The sequence below is a fragment of the Acinetobacter sp. 778_lipA genome, assembly GCF_058242985.1.
Genome location: NZ_JBZAYT010000001.1, coordinates 1,876,819 through 1,900,439 on the forward strand (window position 1 = coordinate 1,876,819; position 23,621 = coordinate 1,900,439).

General features: G+C 38.5%; 25 protein-coding genes. 23 read left to right on the forward strand and 2 right to left on the reverse strand.

The genetic code is table 11. The features are described 5' to 3' along the window. The first annotated feature begins 40 nt into the window (after window positions 1–40). From tsaE to hfq, 4 genes are all read left to right on the forward strand, one after another. Window positions 41–499 carry a tRNA (adenosine(37)-N6)-threonylcarbamoyltransferase complex ATPase subunit type 1 TsaE gene (gene tsaE, locus AC4CUY_RS08775; RefSeq protein ID WP_336951448.1) on the forward strand — a complete coding sequence of 153 codons (459 nt, stop codon included), beginning with the start codon at window positions 41–43 and terminating at the stop codon, window positions 497–499. A gap of 65 nt (window positions 500–564) precedes the next feature. Further along, window positions 565–2,574, forward strand: a complete 2,010-nt coding sequence (mutL, locus tag AC4CUY_RS08780; RefSeq protein WP_490773991.1) for a DNA mismatch repair endonuclease MutL — start codon at window positions 565–567, stop codon at window positions 2,572–2,574. A gap of 6 nt (window positions 2,575–2,580) precedes the next feature. Continuing rightward, on the forward strand, window positions 2,581–3,525 hold the full coding sequence (gene miaA, locus AC4CUY_RS08785) for a tRNA (adenosine(37)-N6)-dimethylallyltransferase MiaA (protein WP_336951446.1): 945 nt from the start codon (window positions 2,581–2,583) through the stop codon (window positions 3,523–3,525). A 90-nt stretch (window positions 3,526–3,615) separates the two neighbouring features. Then, window positions 3,616–4,131: an RNA chaperone Hfq gene (gene hfq, locus AC4CUY_RS08790; RefSeq protein ID WP_004720864.1), complete on the forward strand. Its 516-nt coding sequence runs from the start codon at window positions 3,616–3,618 to the stop codon at window positions 4,129–4,131. 436 nt (window positions 4,132–4,567) lie between these two features. Here the strand turns inward: hfq and AC4CUY_RS08795 are convergent, their stop codons facing one another. Both AC4CUY_RS08795 and AC4CUY_RS08800 read right to left on the reverse strand, forming a co-directional pair. Next, on the reverse strand, window positions 4,568–5,884 hold the full coding sequence (locus AC4CUY_RS08795) for a peptidylprolyl isomerase (protein ID WP_419359224.1): 1,317 nt from the start codon (window positions 5,882–5,884) through the stop codon (window positions 4,568–4,570). Then, entirely contained in the window at window positions 5,884–8,334 is a 2,451-nt protein-coding gene (locus tag AC4CUY_RS08800) for an LPS-assembly protein LptD (RefSeq protein WP_096734006.1), read from the reverse strand. The genes AC4CUY_RS08795 and AC4CUY_RS08800 overlap by 1 nt, the downstream gene beginning before the upstream one ends. A 119-nt stretch (window positions 8,335–8,453) precedes the next feature. Here AC4CUY_RS08800 and AC4CUY_RS08805 point away from each other — a divergent pair, with 119 nt between their 5' ends. The 19 genes from AC4CUY_RS08805 (at window position 8,454) to AC4CUY_RS08895 (ending at window position 23,553) form a co-directional block, all read left to right on the forward strand. Further along, window positions 8,454–9,473 (forward strand): aminoglycoside phosphotransferase family protein, encoded by a 1,020-nt coding sequence (locus tag AC4CUY_RS08805; protein ID WP_336951444.1) that lies wholly within the window; start codon window positions 8,454–8,456, stop codon window positions 9,471–9,473. Beyond that, the gene (gene murU, locus AC4CUY_RS08810) at window positions 9,470–10,159 is read left to right on the forward strand and encodes an N-acetylmuramate alpha-1-phosphate uridylyltransferase MurU (RefSeq protein WP_336951443.1); all 690 of its coding nucleotides are present in this window, start codon (window positions 9,470–9,472) and stop codon (window positions 10,157–10,159) included. Before AC4CUY_RS08805 ends, murU begins: the two co-directional genes overlap by 4 nt. 106 nt (window positions 10,160–10,265) lie before the next feature. Further along, window positions 10,266–10,898: a 16S rRNA (guanine(527)-N(7))-methyltransferase RsmG gene (gene rsmG, locus AC4CUY_RS08815; RefSeq protein ID WP_490773992.1), complete on the forward strand. Its 633-nt coding sequence runs from the start codon at window positions 10,266–10,268 to the stop codon at window positions 10,896–10,898. Window positions 10,899–10,922: 24 nt separating this feature from the next. Beyond that, window positions 10,923–11,705 carry a ParA family protein gene (locus AC4CUY_RS08820; RefSeq protein ID WP_004720853.1) on the forward strand — a complete coding sequence of 261 codons (783 nt, stop codon included), beginning with the start codon at window positions 10,923–10,925 and terminating at the stop codon, window positions 11,703–11,705. Continuing rightward, window positions 11,702–12,592, forward strand: coding sequence for a ParB/RepB/Spo0J family partition protein (locus tag AC4CUY_RS08825; protein WP_004720851.1), 891 nt, complete (start codon window positions 11,702–11,704; stop codon window positions 12,590–12,592). Before AC4CUY_RS08820 ends, AC4CUY_RS08825 begins: the two co-directional genes overlap by 4 nt. A gap of 35 nt (window positions 12,593–12,627) precedes the next feature. Continuing rightward, complete coding sequence (locus AC4CUY_RS08830) at window positions 12,628–13,260, forward strand: MotA/TolQ/ExbB proton channel family protein (RefSeq protein WP_336951441.1); 633 nt, start codon at window positions 12,628–12,630, stop codon at window positions 13,258–13,260. Between the two features lie 20 nt (window positions 13,261–13,280). Further along, a complete protein-coding gene (locus AC4CUY_RS08835) occupies window positions 13,281–13,703 on the forward strand; it encodes an ExbD/TolR family protein (RefSeq protein WP_336951440.1) in 423 nt (140 codons plus the stop codon). A gap of 3 nt (window positions 13,704–13,706) precedes the next feature. Next, window positions 13,707–15,437, forward strand: coding sequence for a lipid A export permease/ATP-binding protein MsbA (msbA, locus tag AC4CUY_RS08840; protein WP_336951439.1), 1,731 nt, complete (start codon window positions 13,707–13,709; stop codon window positions 15,435–15,437). Window positions 15,438–15,443: 6 nt separating this feature from the next. After that, window positions 15,444–16,460 carry a tetraacyldisaccharide 4'-kinase gene (gene lpxK / locus AC4CUY_RS08845; protein ID WP_336951437.1) on the forward strand — a complete coding sequence of 339 codons (1,017 nt, stop codon included), beginning with the start codon at window positions 15,444–15,446 and terminating at the stop codon, window positions 16,458–16,460. Between the two features lie 4 nt (window positions 16,461–16,464). Then, window positions 16,465–17,226, forward strand: a complete 762-nt coding sequence (kdsB, locus tag AC4CUY_RS08850; protein WP_490773993.1) for a 3-deoxy-manno-octulosonate cytidylyltransferase — start codon at window positions 16,465–16,467, stop codon at window positions 17,224–17,226. Between the two features lie 52 nt (window positions 17,227–17,278). Further along, a complete protein-coding gene (locus tag AC4CUY_RS08855; protein ID WP_336951435.1) occupies window positions 17,279–18,259 on the forward strand; it encodes a DNA polymerase III delta subunit-related protein in 981 nt (326 codons plus the stop codon). Window positions 18,260–18,285: 26 nt separating this feature from the next. Beyond that, window positions 18,286–18,627 carry a PilZ domain-containing protein gene (locus tag AC4CUY_RS08860; RefSeq protein ID WP_336951434.1) on the forward strand — a complete coding sequence of 114 codons (342 nt, stop codon included), beginning with the start codon at window positions 18,286–18,288 and terminating at the stop codon, window positions 18,625–18,627. 27 nt (window positions 18,628–18,654) lie between these two features. After that, window positions 18,655–19,428, forward strand: a complete 774-nt coding sequence (locus AC4CUY_RS08865; protein ID WP_419327449.1) for a TatD family hydrolase — start codon at window positions 18,655–18,657, stop codon at window positions 19,426–19,428. Window positions 19,429–19,517: 89 nt separating this feature from the next. Continuing rightward, window positions 19,518–20,132, forward strand: a complete 615-nt coding sequence (locus tag AC4CUY_RS08870) for a TetR/AcrR family transcriptional regulator (protein ID WP_004821232.1) — start codon at window positions 19,518–19,520, stop codon at window positions 20,130–20,132. 5 nt (window positions 20,133–20,137) lie between these two features. Then, the gene (locus tag AC4CUY_RS08875; RefSeq protein ID WP_419327450.1) at window positions 20,138–20,704 is read left to right on the forward strand and encodes a prepilin-type N-terminal cleavage/methylation domain-containing protein; all 567 of its coding nucleotides are present in this window, start codon (window positions 20,138–20,140) and stop codon (window positions 20,702–20,704) included. After that, window positions 20,691–21,074 carry a type II secretion system minor pseudopilin GspI gene (gene gspI / locus AC4CUY_RS08880; protein WP_336951430.1) on the forward strand — a complete coding sequence of 128 codons (384 nt, stop codon included), beginning with the start codon at window positions 20,691–20,693 and terminating at the stop codon, window positions 21,072–21,074. The genes AC4CUY_RS08875 and gspI overlap by 14 nt, the downstream gene beginning before the upstream one ends. Next, a complete protein-coding gene (gene gspJ, locus AC4CUY_RS08885) occupies window positions 21,074–21,730 on the forward strand; it encodes a type II secretion system minor pseudopilin GspJ (protein ID WP_336951429.1) in 657 nt (218 codons plus the stop codon). Before gspI ends, gspJ begins: the two co-directional genes overlap by 1 nt. A gap of 48 nt (window positions 21,731–21,778) precedes the next feature. Continuing rightward, window positions 21,779–22,735: a type II secretion system minor pseudopilin GspK gene (gene gspK / locus AC4CUY_RS08890; RefSeq protein WP_490773994.1), complete on the forward strand. Its 957-nt coding sequence runs from the start codon at window positions 21,779–21,781 to the stop codon at window positions 22,733–22,735. A gap of 221 nt (window positions 22,736–22,956) precedes the next feature. After that, window positions 22,957–23,553, forward strand: a complete 597-nt coding sequence (locus AC4CUY_RS08895; protein ID WP_336951426.1) for a 6-pyruvoyl trahydropterin synthase family protein — start codon at window positions 22,957–22,959, stop codon at window positions 23,551–23,553. Window positions 23,554–23,621: the final 68 nt, after the last annotated feature.

Consider the following 23,621-nt stretch of genomic DNA (forward strand, 5'->3'; position numbering starts at 1 on the left):
TGCTATCATATTGTCTAGTTTGAATCATATCGTGAGCGTTATGCAATATTCATATAAATTAACTCTGAGCAATGAACAAGACACCCAAATGTTGGCACAAAAGCTCGCTCAACATATTGCAAAAGGCGTAATTTATTTAATCGGTGACTTAGGTGCGGGAAAAACCACACTCACACGTTATTGGTTACAAAGTTTAGGGCATCAAGGTGCGGTGAAAAGTCCCACATATACATTGGTAGAACCTTACAAGATCAATGTGAAAGATGTCTTTCATTTTGACTTATACCGTTTAAATGATCCTTATGAGCTTGAATTGATGGGTATTCGTGATTATTTAGAGGTCGAGAATGCTTTATTCTTATTTGAATGGCCTTCTAAGGGCGGTGATGAGATCCCACAAGCAGATCATGTGATTACTATTTTAAAAACAGAAGATGAAGCTGCTCGTGAAGTGGTAATTGAAAGTATTTCTGCTGAATTGATTGAAGCGTTGACTTGATCAATGTTTTCAGCATTTTAAGCCCATCATATATTTTAATTTATTTAAATTTTTAGGTTAATTGAATGCAACGCGAAGATATCAGTTTAAGACGTATCCAAAGTTTAGATCCAGCCCTTGCCAACCAAATTGCTGCAGGTGAGGTGATTGAACGCCCATCATCTGTAGTGAAAGAGTTACTTGAAAATTCGATAGATGCAGATGCGACAGAGCTGATTATACGCGTAGCAAATGGTGGAAGTACCCTGATTGAAATTATTGACAATGGTCGAGGTATTCATGCTGAAGATTTAGCGCTATCAGTTACTCGACATGCAACCAGTAAAATTCAATCTGCTGAAGATTTACAAGCAATTATGAGTTTGGGCTTTCGTGGTGAGGCGCTTGCATCTATTGCCGCTGTTTCGCGTTTAACATTAACCAGTAGTCAGGATGATTCAGGTGTCGGTTATCAACTGGAAGTCAATGGTACAGCATTCGATCATCAAGATATTCAGGCTGTAGCTACCCAACAGGGTACACATATTCGTATTCAGGATTTATTTTTTAATGTGCCGGCACGGCGTAAATTCTTAAAGAAACCAGGTACTGAGTTTGGTCATATTGAAGAGATCGTGCGTCGAATGGCTCTCACGCATTTCGATATACGTTTTGTTTTAGAACATAATGATAATATTCGTCTCAATTTGCCGATTGCCGACAGTGGTGAATTGAGATTTCAACGAGTACAGCAATTATTAGGTCGTCAATTCACTGAAAATGCGTATTGGATTGATGCAGATAGTATTAGTATGCGTTTATCAGGGTGGTTAGGTCATCCTTCAGATGCGCGCGCACAAGCAGATTTACAGTATGTGTATGTAAATGGTCGTATCGTCAAAGATAAAACCATTTCGCATGCTTTACGGATGGCTTATGATGGTATTTTGCATGGGCATCAACATGCTGCCTATTTGCTATTTTTAGAAGTAGATCCTGAAAATATTGATGTGAATGTGCATCCAACCAAGCATGAAATTCGCTTCCTTAATCAACGTGAAGTGCATGAGTTTGTACGACATTTTGCTAAAGACACCTTATCTCAATTTCAAACTGCAACTGCGGATTTATCTTCTGCAATGAAGCAGGATGGATCAATAGCAGATCAATTATTACCAGCTCAGCCACGTTATCAAGAACAGTTTTATTTACATCGAAATGCAACCGCTGAGCAACATGTGGTTGATCAAAATAACCGAAGCAATTCAGATGGGTCTATACAGCATAGTGGTCTAACAGATTTTAGTGATGGACATGCCCAAACAGTCAATTATTCCCACTATGAACCACAACAGCAGTATCGTGGCACTCAACAACTCAATAACGCCTTGAAAAGCTATTTAGCCCCTTTACGTGAGTCTGGGGATGCTGATCAAGAATTAACAGATCAAGCGTCCTATGAGCGATCTGTACAAGAAATCCAAAATAAACAGGTCCATCAGGTTGATGAATATCCGTTGGGAATTGCAATAGCGCAATTACATGGAATTTATATTCTTGCACAGAATACGGAAGGACTGATTATTGTCGATATGCATGCAGCGCATGAACGTATTTTGTTACAACAAATGAAATCTGCATGGGATAAACCAGAATTTTGGACCTCACAGCAGTTGCTTATTCCTAAAATTATTTCAATTACACGTATGCAGGCAACCCGTGTTGATGATTTAAAACCACAGTTGGAACGCTTAGGTCTAGAAATTGATCAATATGGTGATGATCAAGTGATTGTACGTGGTGTGCCTGCGATTTTACATAAAGCAGATTTTGAATCCTTGGTACCTGAATTACTCAATGATTTAGATCCAAATGATGAAGCTCAAGCACTACAACAGAAGCGTGATCAAATTTTAGCAGGAATGGCATGCCATGGCGCAGTGCGCGCACATCGAATGCTAAGTCTTTCAGAAATGAATGCTTTGCTGCGACAAATGGAACATACAGAATTTGCAAGTCAGTGTAATCATGGTCGACCAACTTGGCGTGCATTTCCATTACCCCAATTAGATAAATTATTTGCTCGAGGAGAGTAGTTGTACATGTCAAATCAATTGCCCGTCATCAATTTAATGGGACCAACCGCAAGCGGTAAAACTGCTTTGGCATGTGAACTGTATGATCATGGGAATTATGAGCTTATTTCTGTAGATTCTGCCTTGGTCTATAAAGATATGGATATTGGTACTGCAAAGCCAACCAAAGCGGAGCAGGAGTGTTATCCGCATCATTTGATTGATATTATTACGCCTCTTGAGGTTTATTCTGCTGCTGAATTTGTCGAGGATGCTTGTCGACTGATTGATGGTATCCATGCAAGCGGTAAAACACCTATTTTAGTTGGCGGTACAATGCTATATTTTAAAGCGTTGCTTGAGGGGCTCTCTACAAATTTACCGAGTGCTGATTATGCGATTCGTGCTGCGATTGAGTTAAAAGGTGAAACGGAAGGCTGGCAATCGGTGTATGATGAATTAAAATCTGTTGATGTGTTGGCAGGTGAAAAATTTAAAGTCAGTGATAAGCAACGAATCATTCGTGCTTTAGAAGTGTATAAAATTACTGGTCGTCCTATTACTCAACTACAGGCAGAACAACCGAAGAATCAACCTTACCGTTATCATTTTCATAATTATGCTTTATTGCCTGATCGTCTTGAGCTGCACAAGCGAATTGAGTTACGCTTGGAAAAAATGTGGGAAATCGGATTTTTAAATGAGGTTGAAAATCTTATGAAAAAATACGATCTTGAAGAAAATTTACCTTCTTCACGCTCAGTTGGATATAGACAAGCGATAGATTTTTTAAAAAACAGTGATTTGAGTCAAGAAAGTGAGCGCCAAATGAAGGATAAAGCACTTTTTGCAACACGACAATTAGCAAAACGTCAATACACTTGGTTACGATCTTTGCAAGAAACACACTCTTTTCAAACTTTTTTTACGATAAACCAAGCACAAGAAGACTTGCGAAACTTATACGGATAAAGCAAAATTTAACAACTACCTTTTTTATAAATTTTAATTGAAAAATAAAGGTAGTTTTTGCGCTGATTTTAATTTTTTTTGGAGTATAAAATGTCTAAAGGTCAAACTTTACAAGATCCGTTCTTAAATTCTCTCCGTAAAGAACGTATTCCTGTTTCTATTTTTCTTGTAAACGGTATTAAATTACAAGGTCATATTGAATCTTTTGACCAGTATGTTGTTTTGTTGAAAAACACAGTAAGCCAAATGGTTTATAAGCATGCTATTTCAACTGTTGTACCTGCACGTAATCCACGTCCTGCTGGTGCTCCTGCTGGTGCTCAAGGCGCTGCTGGTGGCTTTGGTGGTCAAGCTGGTGGCTTCGGCGGTCAAGCTGGTGGCTTTGGTGGTCAAGGTGGCTTTGGTGGTCAACAAGGCGGCTTTGGTGGTCAACAAGGCGGTTTCGGTGGTCAAGGTGGTTTCGGTAGCCAAGGTGGCTTCGGTGGTCAAGGTGGCTTCGGTGGTCAAGGTGGCTTCGGTGGTCAAGGTGGCTTCGGCGGTCAAGGTACTGACTTTGGCGGCGAAACAAAATTTGAAGATTCACAAGAAGATGAAAACAATCGTTAATTTCTTGATTTAACAAGAACGATTGTAAAAGAGATGCCAAATTGGCGTCTCTTTTTTATTGGCTTCTCTTAATATGAGACTATGTTGAAATTTATCTATGTTTGCACCTACACCGTTTTTAGATGATACGAAATTTAGTCATTCTGAATGATGTAAACGTCATTTCGCTGAGTATAGACGTAATGGTAAAAACGTTGGTCCTTGCGCTGCAAACAAAGCCACGCATTGTTCTTGCTTGGGGTTGTGTTTAAAATTTTCTTGGGTTTACGTTATGAAACCTGAAGATAGCCTCGCTATTCTCTTTGCTTCATGCTTCATCTGCTCAATTTTAACCTACAATGCAAGCCATTTATGAAATAATAAGATAAACCAAGATTTTTAAATTAAAAAGCCAGTGTAGAACACTGGCTTTTTAATTTAAAGACTAAGCGCAGGCTTAACTTTCACTTTTCTTTGGATCTAAGCTGGGATCTTTGATTTCAATGTAAGTATTTGCACGTAACTCTCGTAGCCAGCCGTCATATTCTGATTCGAATTGACGTTCGCCTAAAATTTGGCGTGCCATACGCTTTTGGTATTCTGAAGTCATATCTTGTTGACGTGTACCTGTGACTTGAAGAATATGCCAGCCAAATTGAGTTTGAAATGGTTTGCTAATTTCATTGACTGGCGAGCTCTGCATGAGTTTATCAAATTCAGGAACCATCATGCCAGGGCTTACCCAGCCAAGACTTCCGCCATCACGAGCAGAACCTGGATCATTTGAATAAGTTGAAGCAAGCGTAGCAAAATCATCACCCGCTTTTAAGCGATTATAAATACTGTCAATGGTTTGCTTTGCATTTTCAGGGCTAACAACTTCTGATGTTTTAATCAGAATATGACGAGTATTAAACTGTGAAACCAATGCTTTTTGTTCATTCGATTTTTTTTCTAATAATTTTAAAACATGAACCCCGTCTTTTGCTGGAATTAAGTCAGTGGTTTGACCTGGTTCAAGGGTAGTCACACGTGCAGCAAGATCTGTTGGAATGTCTGAAAGCGGACGAAAGCCCATATCAGCGCCATCGACTTTGATTTGTGCTGTAGTAAATTTCTTTTCTAAGCTTTTTACGTCATTGCTATCTTTTAAGTCAGTACGGACTGCTTTTGCAATACTTTCTAACTCGCTTGCTGGCGCTTCTCCTGAAATACGCATATGTAGTACATGAACTTGACTACCAACAGCAGCTTGACCTTCAGGTGATTTTAAGAAGTTTTCAACATCAAGGTCAGTGATCTTGATACGAGACATTACTTGTTGTTGACTCAATCGTTGAATGAGTAAATCTTCCGCAACACGGTTACGCAGTAATTCATAAGTACCAGGCGCAACAGCATCTAATTTTTTTTGAAAAGCTTCTAAAGAATTTGCACCAGATTGTTGGGCAACTTTCAATACGGCTTCATTTAAGCTTTTTTCATCTGCTTTTAAGCCATACTTCTTCACTTGTTCAAGCTGTGCATCATGGGTGATGAGCTGACTCAGTACTTGCTGTTGCAGAATGTTTTGTGGTGGGATTTCTTTCTTTTGTGCCTGAAGTCGATGTGTCGCTTCAGCAACACCTTGGTCTAAATCACTTTTTAAAATTGCTGTAGAACCAACAATTGCTATGATTTGGTCCTGCGGAGCAGCATAAACTGATACCGCGGTGGAGATGAGTAAAGCTAAGGTTGATGCTTTAAATAATTTTTTAAATTTTTGCGTCTTCATTAATGTGTCCAAGATTGATTAGCTTTATCAAAACCTAAAATACGATTTTCAAGTAATGAACTTAACTTGTTGTTCAAACCACCAAGTCCTTTTAGTGTGATCTCAGCCATCACTGCGCGTTTTGGCTTTGTATCAGGAAGAGAAACATCATCTAGATCATTAAAATACGAGCGACCATAGACGGAAATTCCCCAACAACAAGATTCATAATTCACACCCAATAAATATTCGCGTGCGACATGGTTGTCAAGGTCATATTGAACATGTCCCATAATACGCCAGTTGTCTTTTACAGGCTGTATAAATGATGCAACTGCTTGATCATATGCACGTTGACGGTCAGGGAGGTTATTACGATAAAAATAACCAACATTATAAAGGTTTCCGCGTTGCCCTGTATAATACAATTGGAAGTCATGTTGAGCGCTATCACCATTTGACATCCATGCTGAATTGGTACTCAGTGTGAAGTTTTGTGAAAGTTGGCTAGAAAGGCTCAGCACAGGACCAGTATGTTTTTCTCTGTCTAAATCATCTGTATTGTTGAGTAAGGTAACTTTTCGATCATCAAAATAATAACTTTGACCGATACTTGCTCTTAAACGCTCTAAGCCCACTGTATCAAACAAGCTATAGCTTAAACCAAGCGATAAAAAGTTATTGTCTTCTAAGCGGTCGTGTCCATAGAAACGGTACGGGCTAAACAATTGATCGTAGCTAATAGAAGCTGTTGTTGAATCAAAGTTTGGATAACCTGTTTGATTTTTATATGGTGCATAGGCGTAGAAAGCGCGAGGTGTAATGGTCTGGAGGAATTTTCCGTCCTTTTCGAAAGTTAAACCTGTATCCAAGGTAAATTGAGGAACAACAACAGATTTATTTTTGCTATCTTGGCTTTGGTTATTTAAGTTAAGTTGATCTACAGTAGTTTGATCATAAAAGGTATTTAAACTACGTACAGAAACTTCTGGAATTACAAAAGACCATGGATTACGGAAATTATAACGTGTTGCAAATTGGTTATATAAACGTGTACCACTTGGCTGGTTATTATAATCGGCATCATTGATGTCTTTTTGGAAATAAGCAGTGTCGTTATTAAACTCGTATTCCAAACCTTGTGGATTTCCAGCTACATAATTGAGCAAAAACTGCGGTAGGCGGGCATATGGCTTATCAACATCTTTGATGGTTTTATCGAGTGTTTGGAAGTCTTCAACTTTAAGCTGAGCTTTTAACCCTGGAATACCGTGATTGTAATTGAGTTCCCAAGCACGGCGTTGGTTAAGTTCTGTTCGTGTGTTTGGATTGTTATCTAGATCCGAGAAAAAATCTTTATCAGAAACATAATTGTATTCTAAATTGGTTGACCATTGTTTGGTGATATCCCACTTGTGTAGGAAATGTAGGTCTTTACGATCTTCATCATTATAATCACGGTCAGAAGGTAAATAACTTCCCCAAACGCTACCAGCACCAAAGTTCTCAGTTAAATAACGAAACTCACCTTGAGCCATAAGACCACGATCAGTTATCAGCCGTGGTGTAATGGTGGCATCATAGTTGGGCGCCAAATTTAAATAAACGGGAACTGCGAGTTCAAAGCCACCATCATTAGTAAAACCGAAACTAGGATTTAAAATCCCTGTAGTACGGCGGTCATCGATTGGGAAGTTGAAATATGGAACTGCGAGTACAGGCACATCCTTAACATAGAGTTTGGTGCCACGCGTTACACCACGCCCCGTATCTTGATCCAATTCAATTTTATTGGCCTGAATTTTCCAAGTGGGTTTTTCATCGGGTGGGCAGGTGGTGTAGGTGGCATTTTCAAGAACGATATTGGTTGGTGAAGTTCTTTCTATTTTTTCTGCATGACCATGTGCGTGGGTCAATTCTGCAATATAGAAACTATTATTTAACTGACCAGTTTCATCTTTCAGATTGTAATCGATTTGATCACTTTGCGCGATGATACCGCCTTGTGCCATTTGTACATTGCCTTTCGCTTTGGCGAAAGTTTGTGTTTTATCAATGGTCACTTCATCAGCACGGATCATACGTCCAGATTGGTCAATGACCACATCACCAGACAGGAAAGAGTCACCATTGGGATTGTAATAACCATTGTCTGCGGTAATCACAGATGATGCTTCTTCTGGGTTTGTCGATTTAGCTTGGGTGCTAAAAGGAGTAACCCAAACACCTTCACAATAACGCGTGCTTGGATTTTTTAAATCACGTACCTGTGCTTCAGGCGAGTTTTTGTCCACATAATATTGTTCAAAGAAATTTTGCCCTGCAAAGCTTTCTTTGATGGCTGCATTCAGTTGCTTATTATTAACTTCAGAAACAGTGTCTGTCGATTCAGCATAGCTGGATACTGAACTTCCACAAAGAAGTGTCAAAATAGCAGTCGCTAAAGGATTAAATTTAAACTGATGCTTCATTTGTCTCATTAACCAAATATGCTAATCGCAATTAATTATTGTCGCATCATAGAGAAAAAGTCGATAAGTAGCTACACTTAGCACTTCAAAAATTCAGCCTGAATTAGATTAAATTGCAAATGAATACACAACGTGAACAATTGATACAAACATGGTTAACATCTGTACTCAGTTCAGATCAATTTGAAATCAATTTTTTAGCAGGCGATGCGAGTTTCCGTCGTTATGCACGAATTACCTTGAATAATAAAACATTTATGCTTATGGATGCACCTCCTGAGAAGGAAGATTGTCGTCCTTTTGTTGCGATTGATGAGTTCTTTGACACAAATGGGGTGCGTGTACCTCATATTGTTGCCAAGGATTTAGATCAAGGTTTATTGTTGCTTGAAGATTTTGGCGATATCTTGCTATCTACACAATTGAATGATCAAACGGTAGATGCACATTATGCACAAAGTTTTAAACAGTTGGTGCAGTTGCAATCTATTTTTGCTGATTCATCACACTTGCCCGCATATGCCTATGAAAAGCTGATCTCAGAAATGGAATTGTTAACAGATTGGTTGTTACCATCATTAGCAATCCAAGTAACAGATGATGAGCTTGGATTAATTAAACGAACTTTTGCTATTCTTGCCAATGCTGCTTTGGCACAACCTCAAGTAATCGTACATCGTGATTTCCATAGTCGTAATCTGATGATTCTTGAAGCTGAGAAAGATCAAGGTGTGATTGATTTTCAAGACGCAGTGATTGGTGCTGACACTTATGACTTGATTTCGATTACCCGTGATGCCTACGTACAGTGGAGTCCTGAGCGTGTGTATGAGTGGTTTAAAGTATTTTATGACTTATTGCCAGAATCTGCGAAGCAAGATCGTGATTTTGATCAATTCAAACAAGATGCTGACTTCATGGCAATTCAGCGCCATATCAAAATTTTAGGTATTTTTGTTCGTTTGTTTGAGCGTGACGGTAAATCTGGTTATCTCAAGGACTTGCCTCGTGTCATGTGGTATTTATTGGAAGAGTCAAAATCTTACCCAGAATTACAACCGTTCATGAGTTTTATTCGTGCACGGGTTTTGCCAAAATTTGAAGAAAAATATGGCGCATATGAGGTGGTTGCAGCATGAAAGCGATGATTTTAGCAGCTGGTCTAGGCAATAGAATGCGACCTTTGACCCTCTATAAGCCAAAGCCTTTATTGGAAGTGGGCGGCAAAGCACTAATTGTATGGCATATTGAAAAATTAAAAAAAATGGGTGTAACTGAAATCGTGATTAACTCTGCATGGTTGGCAGATATTCTGATCGGTGCGTTAGGTGATGGCTCACAATTTGGTGTAACTATACGCTGGACACGTGAAGATGAGGGCTTGGAAACCGCAGGTGGGATTATCAATGCCTTAGCACTTCTCGGTGATCAGCCTTTTATTCTGGTCAATGGCGATGTATGGACCACTTTTGATTTTACATCATTATTGAATATGGATCTTGCTGATGATCTTGCGCATTTGGTTTTTGTCAATAATCCTGAACAACATCCACAAGGTGATTTTACCTTGGCAAATGGTCGTGCTTATACCTTTGATCAAAATCAGCAAGGAGAAAATTTAACTTACAGTGGTATCGCTGTGATCAATCCAAAAATGTTTGATGGGCTGGAGCATGGCAAAAGACCACTTGCACCTTTGCTTAAACAAGGCATGCTAGACGGTAAAATTTCGGCTGAGAAAATGCAAGCGGCGTGGGTTGATGTTGGTACACCTGAGCGTTTAACAGCCTTAGATTTGCAAATAAGACAGGGTGAGTATACTTAAGTGCGAATAAATAGGCCTAAGTGCGTATTAACTCATCGTTAACTACTGTTCCACGGGCGAGAAATAGGTATACTTTCAGCTAATTTTTTAAAGATGTTATTTGATCATGCATCCATTTTTTCAAGAGTTAAAGCAAGGCAGTCTAAAGCTTGGCTTAAAACTTAGTGATGAAGCATTAGGATTATTGTTGCAATATCAAGATGCACTCGTCCTGTGGAACAAAGCTTATAACTTAACAGCGATTCGCGATCCAAAAGAAATGTTGGTTAAGCATTTATTGGATAGCTTAAGTATTTTAAATGATATACCCGCTGGTCGTTTACTCGATATCGGTACTGGCGGGGGCATGCCAGGGATGATCATTGCACTGTGTCAACCTGAACGCCAATGTGTTTTGTTGGATTCAAATGGTAAGAAAATTCGTTTTCTGAAACAATTTATTGCAGATTTAAAACTAAAAAATGTTGTCGCAGTTCAGACACGTGTAGAAAACGAAGATAGTATCCATGATCTAGGGCAATTTGATGTGATCACCAGTCGTGCATTTGCTTCATTGACAGATTTTGTGACAGCTTCAAAACCTTATATGCATGAAGGCAGTATCATTGCGTCAATGAAAGGTTTGATTCCCATTGAAGAAGTTGATGCTTTAAAAGATAAGTGGAGTTGTGACATTATTGAATTGCATGTACCTCGGTTGGACGAACAACGTCATTTACTTTTATTAAAACAGATTTAAAACAGACTAAGGGTTGGGGTTACCATGGCTCAAATTATTGCTATCGCAAACCAGAAAGGTGGCGTAGGTAAAACCACGACAGCCGTGAATTTGGCTGCCTCTTTGGCAGTGTTGAAAAAGCGTGTTTTATTGGTGGATATGGACTCTCAGGGTAATGCTACAATGGGGTCGGGTATTCAAAAAAATGATTTGTTGTATTCTGTCACCGATGTACTTCTGGGTGAAGTACCGATTGAAACTGCAATTAGTAAAGCCGAAGTTGGTTATAAAGTGCTTGGTTCAAATCGTGATTTGGCAGGTGTTGAGTTAGCAATTGCAGAGCAAGATGGACGTGAGTTTATTTTGCGTAACGCTTTACAGCAAATTGAAAAAGACTTTGATTATATTATTGTTGATTGTGCGCCAAGTTTGAGTTTAATTACGGTCAATGCTTTAGCAGCAGTGGATGCAGTGATTATTCCAATGCAATGTGAGTACTATGCATTAGAAGGATTGGCAGATCTGACGCAGACTATTGATAAAATTCAACAAGCTTTAAACCCTGAGTTGGAAATTATTGGGGTACTTCGCACGATGTATGATGCGCGTAATGCTCTCACCCGTGATGTTTCTGCCGAATTAGAACAGTATTTTGGTAAGAAACTTTATGATACAGTGATTCCGCGTAATGTGAGGTTGGCCGAAGCGCCAGCACATGGATTGCCGATTATTTATTTTGAGAAAAGCTCTAAAGGTGCAATTGCATATTTAAATTTAGCAGCTGAAATGTTGAAAAAGAGTAAAGTGAAAAAAGGAAATAAAGCATGACCGTGAAAAAAAGAGGGTTGGCAAAGGGTCGTGGCTTAGATGCGTTATTAGGTTCAATCCAAAAAGAAAAATTACAACTTGAAGTTCAAGCATTGGATCATGGCCAATTAAAACAGATGGATGTAACCCAATTAAAACGTGGCGCTTATCAACCCCGTCGTTTTATTGGTGAGCAAGATTTGCAAGAACTTGCAGCATCAATTAAAAAACATGGTGTAATGCAGCCGATTGTAATTCGTCCTATTGAAAATGACGAAACTCCATATGAAATTATAGCTGGTGAACGTCGTTGGCGTGCGGCACAATTGGCGGGTTTGACAGAAATTCCTGCAATTGTACGTGATTTGACCGATCAAGTTGCGATTGCCCTGGCATTGATTGAGAATATTCAACGCCAAGATTTAAACCCTGTTGATCAAGCACTGGCATTACAACGCTTTCATGAAGAATTCGGTTTGAGTCATCAAGAAATTGCAGATACTGTAGGTAAAGCACGGACTACCGTGAGTAATTTATTGCGTTTATTAAGCCTAGAAGATGAAATCAAAGATTTAATGCAACAAGGTTTATTAGACATGGGGCACGCTCGTGCGATATTGACCCTAAAAGCTAAAGATCAATTGCAAATTGCAAAAATTGTGATTGATAAGAGTTTGTCTGTACGTCAAACCGAACAGTTGGTGCGTGATTGGAATACGCCAAAGCAGGAAAAATCTAAAGATCCACTTGCGCCTGATGTACAGCAACTGACCCAAAAATTGTCAGAACGTTTTAGTGCAAGTGTAAAATTAGACTATAACAAACAGGGTAAAGGCAAGCTGGTCATCAGTTATAACTCGCTTGATGAGTTAGATGGAATTTTAAATATCTGTTTACCAGAACAATAATGTTTAAGCGATTTAATTAATTTGGGGAACTAAAGATGTGGGAACTTGTTAAAGCCGGCGGTTGGTTAATGCTGCCATTGGTTTTATGTTCAATTTTTACTGTTGCGATTTCAATCGAGAGATTTATACGGCTGAAACGATCTTTAGTTCTACCTAAGTCTCTTATAATGCAAAAAGGTCGCAATGTTGACGATGTTTTAGATGAAATGGAACAAGATCAAACTGTTTGCCAAACAGCATTAGGCTATATTTTTAAAGATGGTATAGATGCTTATACTCAAGGTGAAGCGTTTGCGCGTGCTCAAATGGAAGCTACAGCTTCCCGCGAAATTGGATATCTAGAAAAAAATATAAATTTTTTAGGTACATTGAGCGCTGTTGCACCTTTATTGGGTTTGTTGGGTACAGTGATAGGGATTATCGAGTCCTTTCTGGTCATTGATTTGGGTTCCAATGCCAATCCAACCATGATGATTCCAGGGATATCTAAAGCATTAATTACCACAGCTGCTGGTATGGTTATCGCCATTCCTGCACTATTTGCTTATCGTTATTATCAGCGTTTAGTTCAGGAATATGTGGCTGAACTAGAGCAGCAGTCGACTTTATTTCATGCAGCCTTATTTTTTCAGACGCACCTTGAAAGTGAAAAAAAGAAAGCTGGTTAAATCCGTTTTAGGGGTGTTTCATGAAATTTAGACGCAAAACAGTTGAAGATATTCATATCAATCTTACTCCACTGATTGATTGCTTATTATTTATATTGGTGATTTTGTTACTGACCACCACGTTTAATCAGCAAAGTCGAATCAATCTTTCTTTGCCTGATGCACATGGTGTTCCGCCAAAAGAATACAAAAATAAAATTGAAGTCATGGTAGACTCCGCAGGACATTATGCAGTAAATGGGCAGGCGCTTTCGAGTAAAGAGTCTGCTGATTTAAGTACTGCAATTAAGCAAGCAGCAAATGATAATCGTGATCTGATGTTTGTGATTGCTGCAGATGCTAAAGCAACCCATCAAGATGTTATTCGAGTGATGGATGTTGCAGGACAGCTAGGTTTCGTTAACATCAATATCAGTACCAAAGTTCCATCTCGAGGTTATTAATTAGTGAATCAGGATTTTAAGGTCTATGTCCGTCTTTTGGCGTATTTAAAGCCGTATTGGGGGGCAGCCTTACTCGTTATTGTTGGATTTGGCATAAATGCAGCAACTGAAGTCTCCGTAGCGAAGTTACTTAAATATATAATTGATGCAATTCAGGGTGGCAATCGTGGTGATCTTGATTGGTTTCCTGCACTGATTATCCTGTTGATCTTTTTCCGTGGCTTAGGGTTGTTTATGGGAGGCTACTTTACCGCAGTCATCTCAAGAAGTTTGGTATTTAGTATTCGTCAAGAGGTTTATGCCAAACTTTTAAAACTACCAGCACAGTATTATTTGGATAATTCATCAGGTCATATCACTGCAAAAATTATGTATAACGTAGAGCAGTTAACCGCAGCGTCATCTGAATCATTAAAAATATTACTTCGTGATGGTGCAATTGCTTTAGGTTTATTGGGTTATCTGCTTTACACCAATTGGCGTTTGACCTTATGTATTTTTATTTTTATGCCAATTATTGGCTTGTTGGTGCGTAAAGCTTCAAAACGTATGCGTAAACTCTCCATTCAAGTGCAAAACACTATGGGGGATGTGAATCATATTGTTCAAGAAACAATAAGCGGTAATGCTGTTGTAAAGAGCTTTGCTGGCGAAGAAAGTGAACAAAAACGTTTTTATAAGTCTTCAGAAGAAAACTTAAAACGTGGTTTGAAAATGGTCGTCGTACAAAACTTAAATAGTCCATTGGTACAATTGGTCATGGCCTTTGCTCTGAGTATCATTATTTGGCTGGCATTACGTCCACAAATTCTAGGTGATACTTCTGCAGGAGAGTTTGTTGCTTATATTACAGCAGCTGGGTTGCTGGCTAAACCTATTAAAAACCTCACTGATATTAATGAAAAATTACAACGTGGTATTGCGGCAGCATATTCTGTATTTGAGGTTCTAGACTTACCACAAGAAGAGAATACGGGAAATTTAACACCTAAATTATTGGGTGATATCAAGTTTGATCATGTGTCTTTGATATATAAAAATAAAGTGAAAGCAATTGATGATTTTTCATTAGAGATCCAGGCTGGACAAACGATTGCTCTGGTTGGGCGTTCAGGTGCGGGTAAGTCTTCATTGGTGAATATGTTGGTGCGCTTTCAGGAGATTAGTGCAGGGCAAATTTATTTAGACCAGTTGCCTATAAAAGACATTGAACTGAGTTGTTTACGTACTCAAGTTGCGATGGTTAACCAGCAAGTTGTTTTATTTGATCGAACGGTGCGTGAAAATATTGCATATGGTCAGTTAGAAAAAGCATCTGAAGAAGCCATTATTGCAGCAGCTAAAGCAGCTTATGCACATGACTTTATTATGGAATTACCTAAAGGTTATGACACGCCTTTAGGTGCGCAAGGCTTAAGTCTTTCTGGTGGTCAACGTCAACGTATTGCCATTGCGCGTGCAATCCTTAAAAATGCACCGATTCTGATTCTTGATGAAGCCACTAGTGCTTTGGACAATGAGTCTGAACACTTTATTCAAAAAGCTTTTGATGAAGCGATGCTTGATCAAAACAGAACTACGATTGTGATCGCTCACCGTCTATCCACGATTGAGAAAGCGGATAAGATTGTGGTTATGGATAAAGGGCGTATCATAGAGCAAGGTACTCATACTGAGTTATTGGCGAAGCATGGCGCTTACTATCAATTGTATGAACGTAACTTTGAGGAATAACCCAACATGTCTATTGCGCAAATCATTCAAGATGCTTGGAATAAACAGTCCAAGTGGTTGATTGCATTGCGGCCATTATCATGGTTATATCAGTTCGGTTTTACGGTAAATAAGCAGCTGTATCAAACAGGTATAAAAAAAACCTATAAAGCACCTGTCCCAGTAATGATTATTGGAAATATTACTGTGGGTGGGAGTGGCAAGACACCACTGTTGATTCAGTTGGTGAAGCATTTGAAACATAACCATGTGCGTGTTGGCGTGATTAGTCGTGGTTATGGTGGTCAAGGACCTTTTCCAGCACTGGTTACATTAGATTCTGTGCCTGATCAAGTAGGCGATGAACCTTGTTTAATTGTTCAGTCTACAGAAGTTCCCATGGTGGTGGGTGCGAATCGCCAAAGAAATATTGAATTACTCCTTCAATATTATGAACTTGATTTAATCATTAGTGATGATGGTTTACAGCATTGGGCTTTAGAGCGTCAAATCGAATGGATTGTGCTGGATAATAATCGTGGGCTGGGAAATCAGAAGCTGCTTCCTGAAGGTTATTTACGCGAGCCTGTGAGTCGTTTAAAACACGGTACCGTGATTGAGCATGCCCATCAGCCACATTCATCTCTGAATATGCATTTAGAGGTGACTGAACCTTATCTATTAAATCCAAGTTTTGACCAATCTGAGCAGTTTGATCCTACACTCGATTATTATGCAGTCGTTGGAATTGGTTTTCCTCGACGCTTTTATAACACCTTGGAAAGTATAGGTGTAACTCAATTTCAATGTCATGAGTTTCCAGACCATTATGATTATGAAATTGATGATTTACAGTTTGAGGATAATAATCCGATTATCACCACTGAAAAAGATGCGGTAAAGCTTTTACCCTTATTGAAAAATCATTCTACATTTAGTCGTGAGATTTGGGTAGTTCCAGTTGGAGCGGTCTTGTCTGATGAATGTTATCTATTACTCAACCAACAACTTACTCAACTTGGTATTGATCTAATACAAGGTTAATTTGATGAAACATATTGTTATTCCTGCGCGTTTTGCGAGTTCACGCCTTCCAGGTAAACCTCTTTTAGAAATTCATGGGCGAGCCATGATTTTACGTGTGGTCGACCAAGCAAAAAAAGTACAGGGTTTTGATGATCTTTGTGTAGCGACAGATGATCCACGTATTGCAGCGCTTTGTCGATCAGAAGGTGTGGATGTTGTGATGACAGATCCGAATCATCCTTCGGGCACAGACCGTTTAAGTGAAGTTGCTCGAATCAAAGGTTGGGATGCTGAGGATATTATTGTGAATGTTCAGGGTGATGAGCCGTTGTTGCCTGCACAATTGGTGATTCAAGTTGCTGAGCTATTGGCGCAGAAAGCGGATTGTTCAATGTCGACCTTATGTGAGCCTATACATCAGCTTGATGAGTTTCAGCGTGACAACATTGTAAAAGTAGTGATGTCAAAGTTTAAAGAAGCGCTTTATTTCAGTCGTGCGCAAATTCCTTATGATCGAGAGGGTGCTAAACAGGCTGAGCAAAAGCTACATCAACATGCTTATCGTCATTTGGGCTTATATGCTTATCGTGTCAAGCTTTTACAAGAATATGTCAGTTGGGATATGGGTGTTTTGGAGCAATTGGAAAGCTTAGAGCAATTACGTGTTTTAGAAAATGGACATCGTATTGCGATTGATATCGCACAATTAAATTTACCACCAGGTGTCGATACTCAAGAAGATTTAGATCGCTTAAACATTTTAGATGCAGCGGTTTTTGAATAGTTTGAATTTGCGTCACTTGTTTTTACCTCACTTGTATTTAGGTTTTTGATTCATGGATGCTTCTAATTCTCAGGTTTATCCTTGGCAGCAACAGACATGGGAAACCTTAACAGGTCGCTTTCCAAAATTAGGGCATGGTTTATTGTTCTATGGTAAAAACGGTTGTGGTAAACATGCATTTACCCAACATTTTTTGTCATGGGTTTTGTGTTTAAATAAAACACCTCAAGGTGCTTGTGGCGAGTGTACAAGTTGTCAGTGGCTCAAATCAGATACCCACCCTAACTATGTTAATATCACGACCGATGAAGAGAATAAGAAGCAAAACGCGAAAATTAAGATCGAGAAGATCCGTGATCTACTACCATTTGTGCAGCAAACAGTAGATGGTTGGCGTGTTATTGTGATTGAACCTGCAGAAGCTTTAAACATTGCTTCTGCAAATGCATTATTAAAAACGCTAGAAGAGCCAGGTGACCGGGTACAGATTATTTTACTTGCGGAACATTATCTAAAGCTCCCAGCAACAATTCGTAGTCGATTACAGCATTTTGCCATGGATCGTATTAGCCCCACGCTTTCAGAACAATATTTGCAACAGCATTTACCAACTGAAATGCATTCTAAAATTAACTTGTTGATGAATTTATCTAATAATATGCCACTGCAAGCATTGGCGCTTGCTGAGCTAGATTGGTTAAACCGACGTGGGGAGTTTTTACAGGATTGGCAAAAACTGGTCAGTCAGAAAAGTATGCCTTTACAGTTTGCTTCAAAATGGAATAAAGAACTGAGCTTTTATGATTTTTTACAAATGTTTGAATACTTGTTGTCAGATATAATTTGTGTCAAGCTGAATCAAGTTGTAAAGAATTCAGATTTGGAATTAGATGAGCTTGCAGCGCAGTATCAATTGCAAACTTTATTCTCAATTTATCAAGACTTACAACAATCGAAGCTAAAAGTTGATCAAAATGTACAAACAAATCTAATTATTGATCAATTGTCGATTCAGTTAATGAATGTGACATAAAATTTGAATATTCAGGGGGAATAATCATGCAACCACGTATGGGCGGTTTGATTCAAGTTAACATCAATGATCGTGCAACCTTACAAGCCAGTTATATGCCTTATATTTTAGGTGGTGGTTTATTTGTACCGTCAAAGAATCCTGTAAAAATGGGAGATGAAGTGTTTGTATTGGCAGGTTTGCCGGATCAATCGCAGAAAATTCCTTTAACAGGGAAAGTGATTTGGATTTCGCAAAAGCAAAATGGAATTAAGCCACAAGGTTTTGCGATTCAACTCACTGGTGAAAAAGGCATCTATTACAAAATGGAAGCTGAAAAATTACTCGCAGGCAGTATGTCTTTAGACCGTCCTAGCTTTACAATGTAAGCCAATTTTCAATTTTTAGGAATTTCTGTGTTTGTTGATACGCATTGCCATTTAACCATGTTAAATCTTGAACCTTATGCTGGGGATCTCGATGCCGCATTACAACAAGCAAGAGATGCTGGTGTGTCCAAATTTATGGGGATTTCTGTAGATTTGGATGACCATATCGCACTTGCAGAAATTGCCGCAAGACATTCAGATGTAGGCTATAGTGTCGGTGTGCATCCATGTGAAGATCCTGCTGTGATGCAACGAGCAAGTGTTGAAAAACTGGTTGATCTGGCGCAAGCTGAAAAAGTTTGGGCCTTGGGTGAAACAGGCTTGGATTATTTTCATAGCACAGAATTTATTACTGAACAAAAAGCCTGTTTTGCACGACATATTCACGCATCGCAACAGGTTAAAAAACCTGTAGTTGTCCATACCCGTTCAGCAAAACATGAAACTGTAGATATTATTCGAGCTGAAAAATCAACACATGGTATTTTGCATTGTTTTACAGAGGATTGGGAGACTGCAAAGGCCGTTTTAGATTGTGGCTATTATATTTCCTTCTCTGGAATTGTTTCATTTAAAAACGCACAAGATCTAAGAGATGTAGCAAAGCAAGTGCCTTTAGATCGCTTGTTGATTGAAACGGATAGTCCTTATTTGGCACCTATGCCTTATCGAGGAAAGCCGAATGAACCAAAATATGTTCCTTATGTAGCCAAAGCGCTGAGTGATGTATATGATAAAACGCTTGAAGAGATCGCTTTCATTACGACACAAAATTTTGAAAACCTGCTTCGACAAAAGTGATTGAAAAGTACTGATTTTTAAAAAGCAATCAATAGAAGTGCCTCAATTTATTAACGGATAGAATTAACAAGAGAGTTTATCGGGTGAAGATGGATCGACAGGCTCAGTTTAGAGCAAGAGAAGCATTGATTTTTCAGGTTGCTGAACAACTGCTTTTAGAAAATGGTGAAGCGGGGATGACATTGGATGCCCTTGCTGCAGAACTAGATCTAGCCAAGGGAACACTTTATAAGCATTTTCAGAGTAAGGATGAGTTGTATATATTGCTCATCATTCGTAATGAACGTATGTTACTTGAAATGGTTCGTGATACTGAAAAAGCATTTCCTGAGCATTTGGCTTTTTTTATGTTGCACCATTTACACCATCCTGAACGTGCAGTGTTATTCCATCAGATCGAAGAGCGATTATCCACCACTGGGCAAGGCATCCATCATTTATTTAGTGAACTTTATCAAGTGCGTAAACAACGTTTACGTATCATTATTCGAATGACTGAAAGTTATCTAGAGTCAATTCAAAGTTTGATGTCTGTACGTGATTATTTGGCTTCAATTTGGTCAATTACTCATGGTGGAGCCGCGATACTGAATTCAAGCTTCTATCAGCGTTATTTAGGTTGTCGAGATACCTTGCGTGTCGCATTGATTGATCAGGCATTGGCTGTGCCAAAACATCCACAAGCCTCAGAACAGGTTGCTTAGTTGCAATGAAAAATCTACGATCATCTCAAAAATTGCGAGGTTTTACCTTAATTGAGGTGATGGTGGTGATCGTCATCATCAGTATTATAGCCTCATTGATCATTTTAAATATTGATGGTGTAGATCAGCGTAAAGCTATGCAAGCGCGTGAGATGTTGTTGCTGGATTTAAAGCAGATTAATCGTGAAGCCAATGATCAAGCGCGTATTTATGCACTCGATTTACACAATGCTACAGATGTTGCGGATGCACAATATGGCGTTATTGAATATATTCAAGTAAATGAAGATGCCGAACAACCTACCCGAGTGGTTGACAATAAACCATGGAAAGAAGTGACAGACTTTCCTAAAAGAGCGTTACCAGAATACGTTTCATTTTCTATTGAAACGGAAGATCATCAATTCCAAAATGCAAATAACTCAGAACTTTTGGGCAATAATGCACCTAAATTGATTTGGTTTGGAAATGGTGAAGTCAAACCTGTCACAATTCAAATGTATTATCAGCAAAAGCCAGTGGGTGAGGTAATTCGAGTTGATTATTTGGGTAAGGTAGATGAAGAAAAATAAAGGCTTTACTTTAATTGAGGTGGTCGTGGCTTTGGCGATTTTTGCAGTCGCAGCAATGGCATTGACCAAAGTAGCTATGCAATATACACAGTCGACAGCCAATGCGATTTTACGAACCAAGGCTCAGTTTGTTGCACAGAACGAAATTTCGATGATGATGATTAATCGTGAATGGCTGTCAGGAACGTCATCCAAACAAATCACCACACAAGGTGAAACTTGGCAGGTAGATAAAAAAGCAGAAACTACACTGAGCCCAAATGTACAAAAAATAGATGTGCAAGTGAGCCTTTTTGATCCTGATACGGGTAAAGTAGAAGCAGGGATTACCAATATGGTGTTCTTTAATTATCCGATCAAAGAAAAATAATGATGAATCTAATCAAGCATAAAAAAAATCAAACTGTGTATTCACAGAAAAGCACAGGCTTTACCTTAATTGAACTTTTGGTGGCCATCGCAATCTTTGCTGTTTTGTCAGCATTGGGGTGGAAAATATTTGACTATTTGATAAAAGTTAAAGATCGCAATGTTATGCATGAGGAAAATTTAGGCCAATTACAAGGCGCGTATCAACAGATTCAACGTGATACTTTGCAAATTGTTCCCATTTCTGCAAGAAATGGTGAGGAAATTGAACCCGCTTTACGCTTAGATAACCAAAAACTATCTTTCAGTAAAACTGGTGTAACCGATCCGCTTAAACAAGGGTTGTCACCCTATGAACGAATTGAATATGTTTACAATCCACAAGAGAAAAAACTTTACCGTCTGAAATATTCAAATTTAAATCGAAATAATTCAGAACAACCTTTGTCGAGTGTGTTATTGGCAGATGTGGATCAGTATCGTATTGATGCTTTAAATCCAACTGAATTAGATCGCTGGCCAAACGATATGATTAAAAATGAAGGGCAATTACCACGTGGGATTAAAATCAAAGTCACGATTCGTGATATAGAATATGAATGGATTTTTAGTTTGCTCAATTCTGACTATTTGATCAATAACAGCCCAGCTATTTAAAATCATTATTGTGGTAGATGCGGATCACTAAATTTAGGTAAATCATTCATGCAATTGAAGCAGCAAAAGGGTATCGCATTAATTACGATTTTAGTAATGGTTGCTTTAGCAACCATCATTGCCGCGACGATTGCTAAACGTCAAAATTATACCAATGAAAGTACAGGGTTTTTAAAACGTCAAAGCCAAGCCCTTTTTTATGCAAAGAGTGCAGAAGCGTTTTACTCTGAAATATTGGTGCAAGACAGTGAAAACAGTAAAGAGGCAGATTATTTACAGGAAACTTGGGCAAAACCAATGCCAGCATTTCCGGTTGAAGATGGATATGTTGCAGGTGTGTTAGAAGATGAGTCAGGTAAATTCAATTTAAACAGTTTATTAACCAATGAAGGTAAGCCCAACGATGCTGCACAGAAATATTTTTCTAAACTGTTGGTTCGTGTCGGTTTACCCCCTGATGCTGTTCAAGCAGTGATTGATTGGCAAGATCCAGATAATGAAACGATAGGTTCCTTAGGCGCTGAAACAAGTTATTACCAAGGTTTGCCTAAACCTTATTTGGCTGCAAATCGAAAATTTGCCAGTGTTGAAGAACTTAAACAAGTACGTGGTTTTGAAGAAAAGAAGTATGATTTAATCGCACCATATATATCGGCACTGCCTGATATTGCCACACGAATTAATGTCAATACAGCACCTGCAATGGTTTTGGCAGCCATAGATGAAAAATTAGACGTAAATAGTATACAAACAGCTTTAAAAGCGCGACAAGAAAAACTGGAGTACTTTGCCAATGTGGGAGAGTTGATGAAAGTCGCACCATTTGACACCTTGGAGGCTACAAGCAAAACCGAAGCAGACAAGATTTTCGGTGTAACATCCAATTATTTTAAAGCTAAGATAGAAGTATCTTTAAGCAATCGAAAGCGCCAATTTACCACGCGCTTTATGCGTAATGATAAATCGCAAGTTTATGTTTATTCACGTAGCCTTGCGCCATTTTGAAAATTTTGCTAAATATTTTTTTAACTATATGATTTTAAATAACTATAAAAGGTAGTTAAAAGGTTGGTTGATTGCGTAAATATGATTCGATAAGCTAAATAGGCCTAAAAAATGAGATTATCTTTTTTGCTAATTGCAATCAACGTGAAAATTAATGCTCAGGGTTCGAGTTTTGCTTTATAATCGAGATTCTTTACCGATTTGTTTATAAAATTTGGCTCATGTTAATTCGTAAGTTATTTAAGTTTGAAAATGCACATATTGTGCGGAATTGCACGTCAGATCGTTGCAAACGGTCTATACACGGGCACAGCTATAAAGTTGAATTACTACTTAAAGCTTCAAAACTTGATCATGGTCAAATGGTATATGACTTTGGATTGCTTAAAGGTGTAATCAAAGAAATTTTCGACAGTTTTGACCATGCGATCTGTTTTTGGCAAGAAGATAATCCTGAATATATTCAGGCTTGTAAAACTTTTAGTGCACGTTGGGTGGCTTTGCCTGTTTCTCCATCAGCTGAACAGTTTTCACGGATATTCTTTTTCCTTGCTCAACAGATTTTAAAATCAACCATTACCCAAAATGGGGAAGGGGATGTTGAAGTCTATTCTGTGATTGTGCATGAAACCGATACAGGTTATGCGCAAAGTTTTCAAGAAGATATTGAAAATGCTCAGATGGGGCTGTTGAGTCTGGATAAAATTATTTTTTCTGAGCAAGTTAAATCTGAATGGTCTGACCCAGACATGTATGAAAAATTGAAACAAGGTATTCTGTTTCAAAACCCTGAAGTGGATTTACAGGTTAAAATTTAAATGATGATTTTTGAGTGAAATCTATCTTAGGACAAATAAATTTTTAGGAAAATGAAATTTAGGATGAA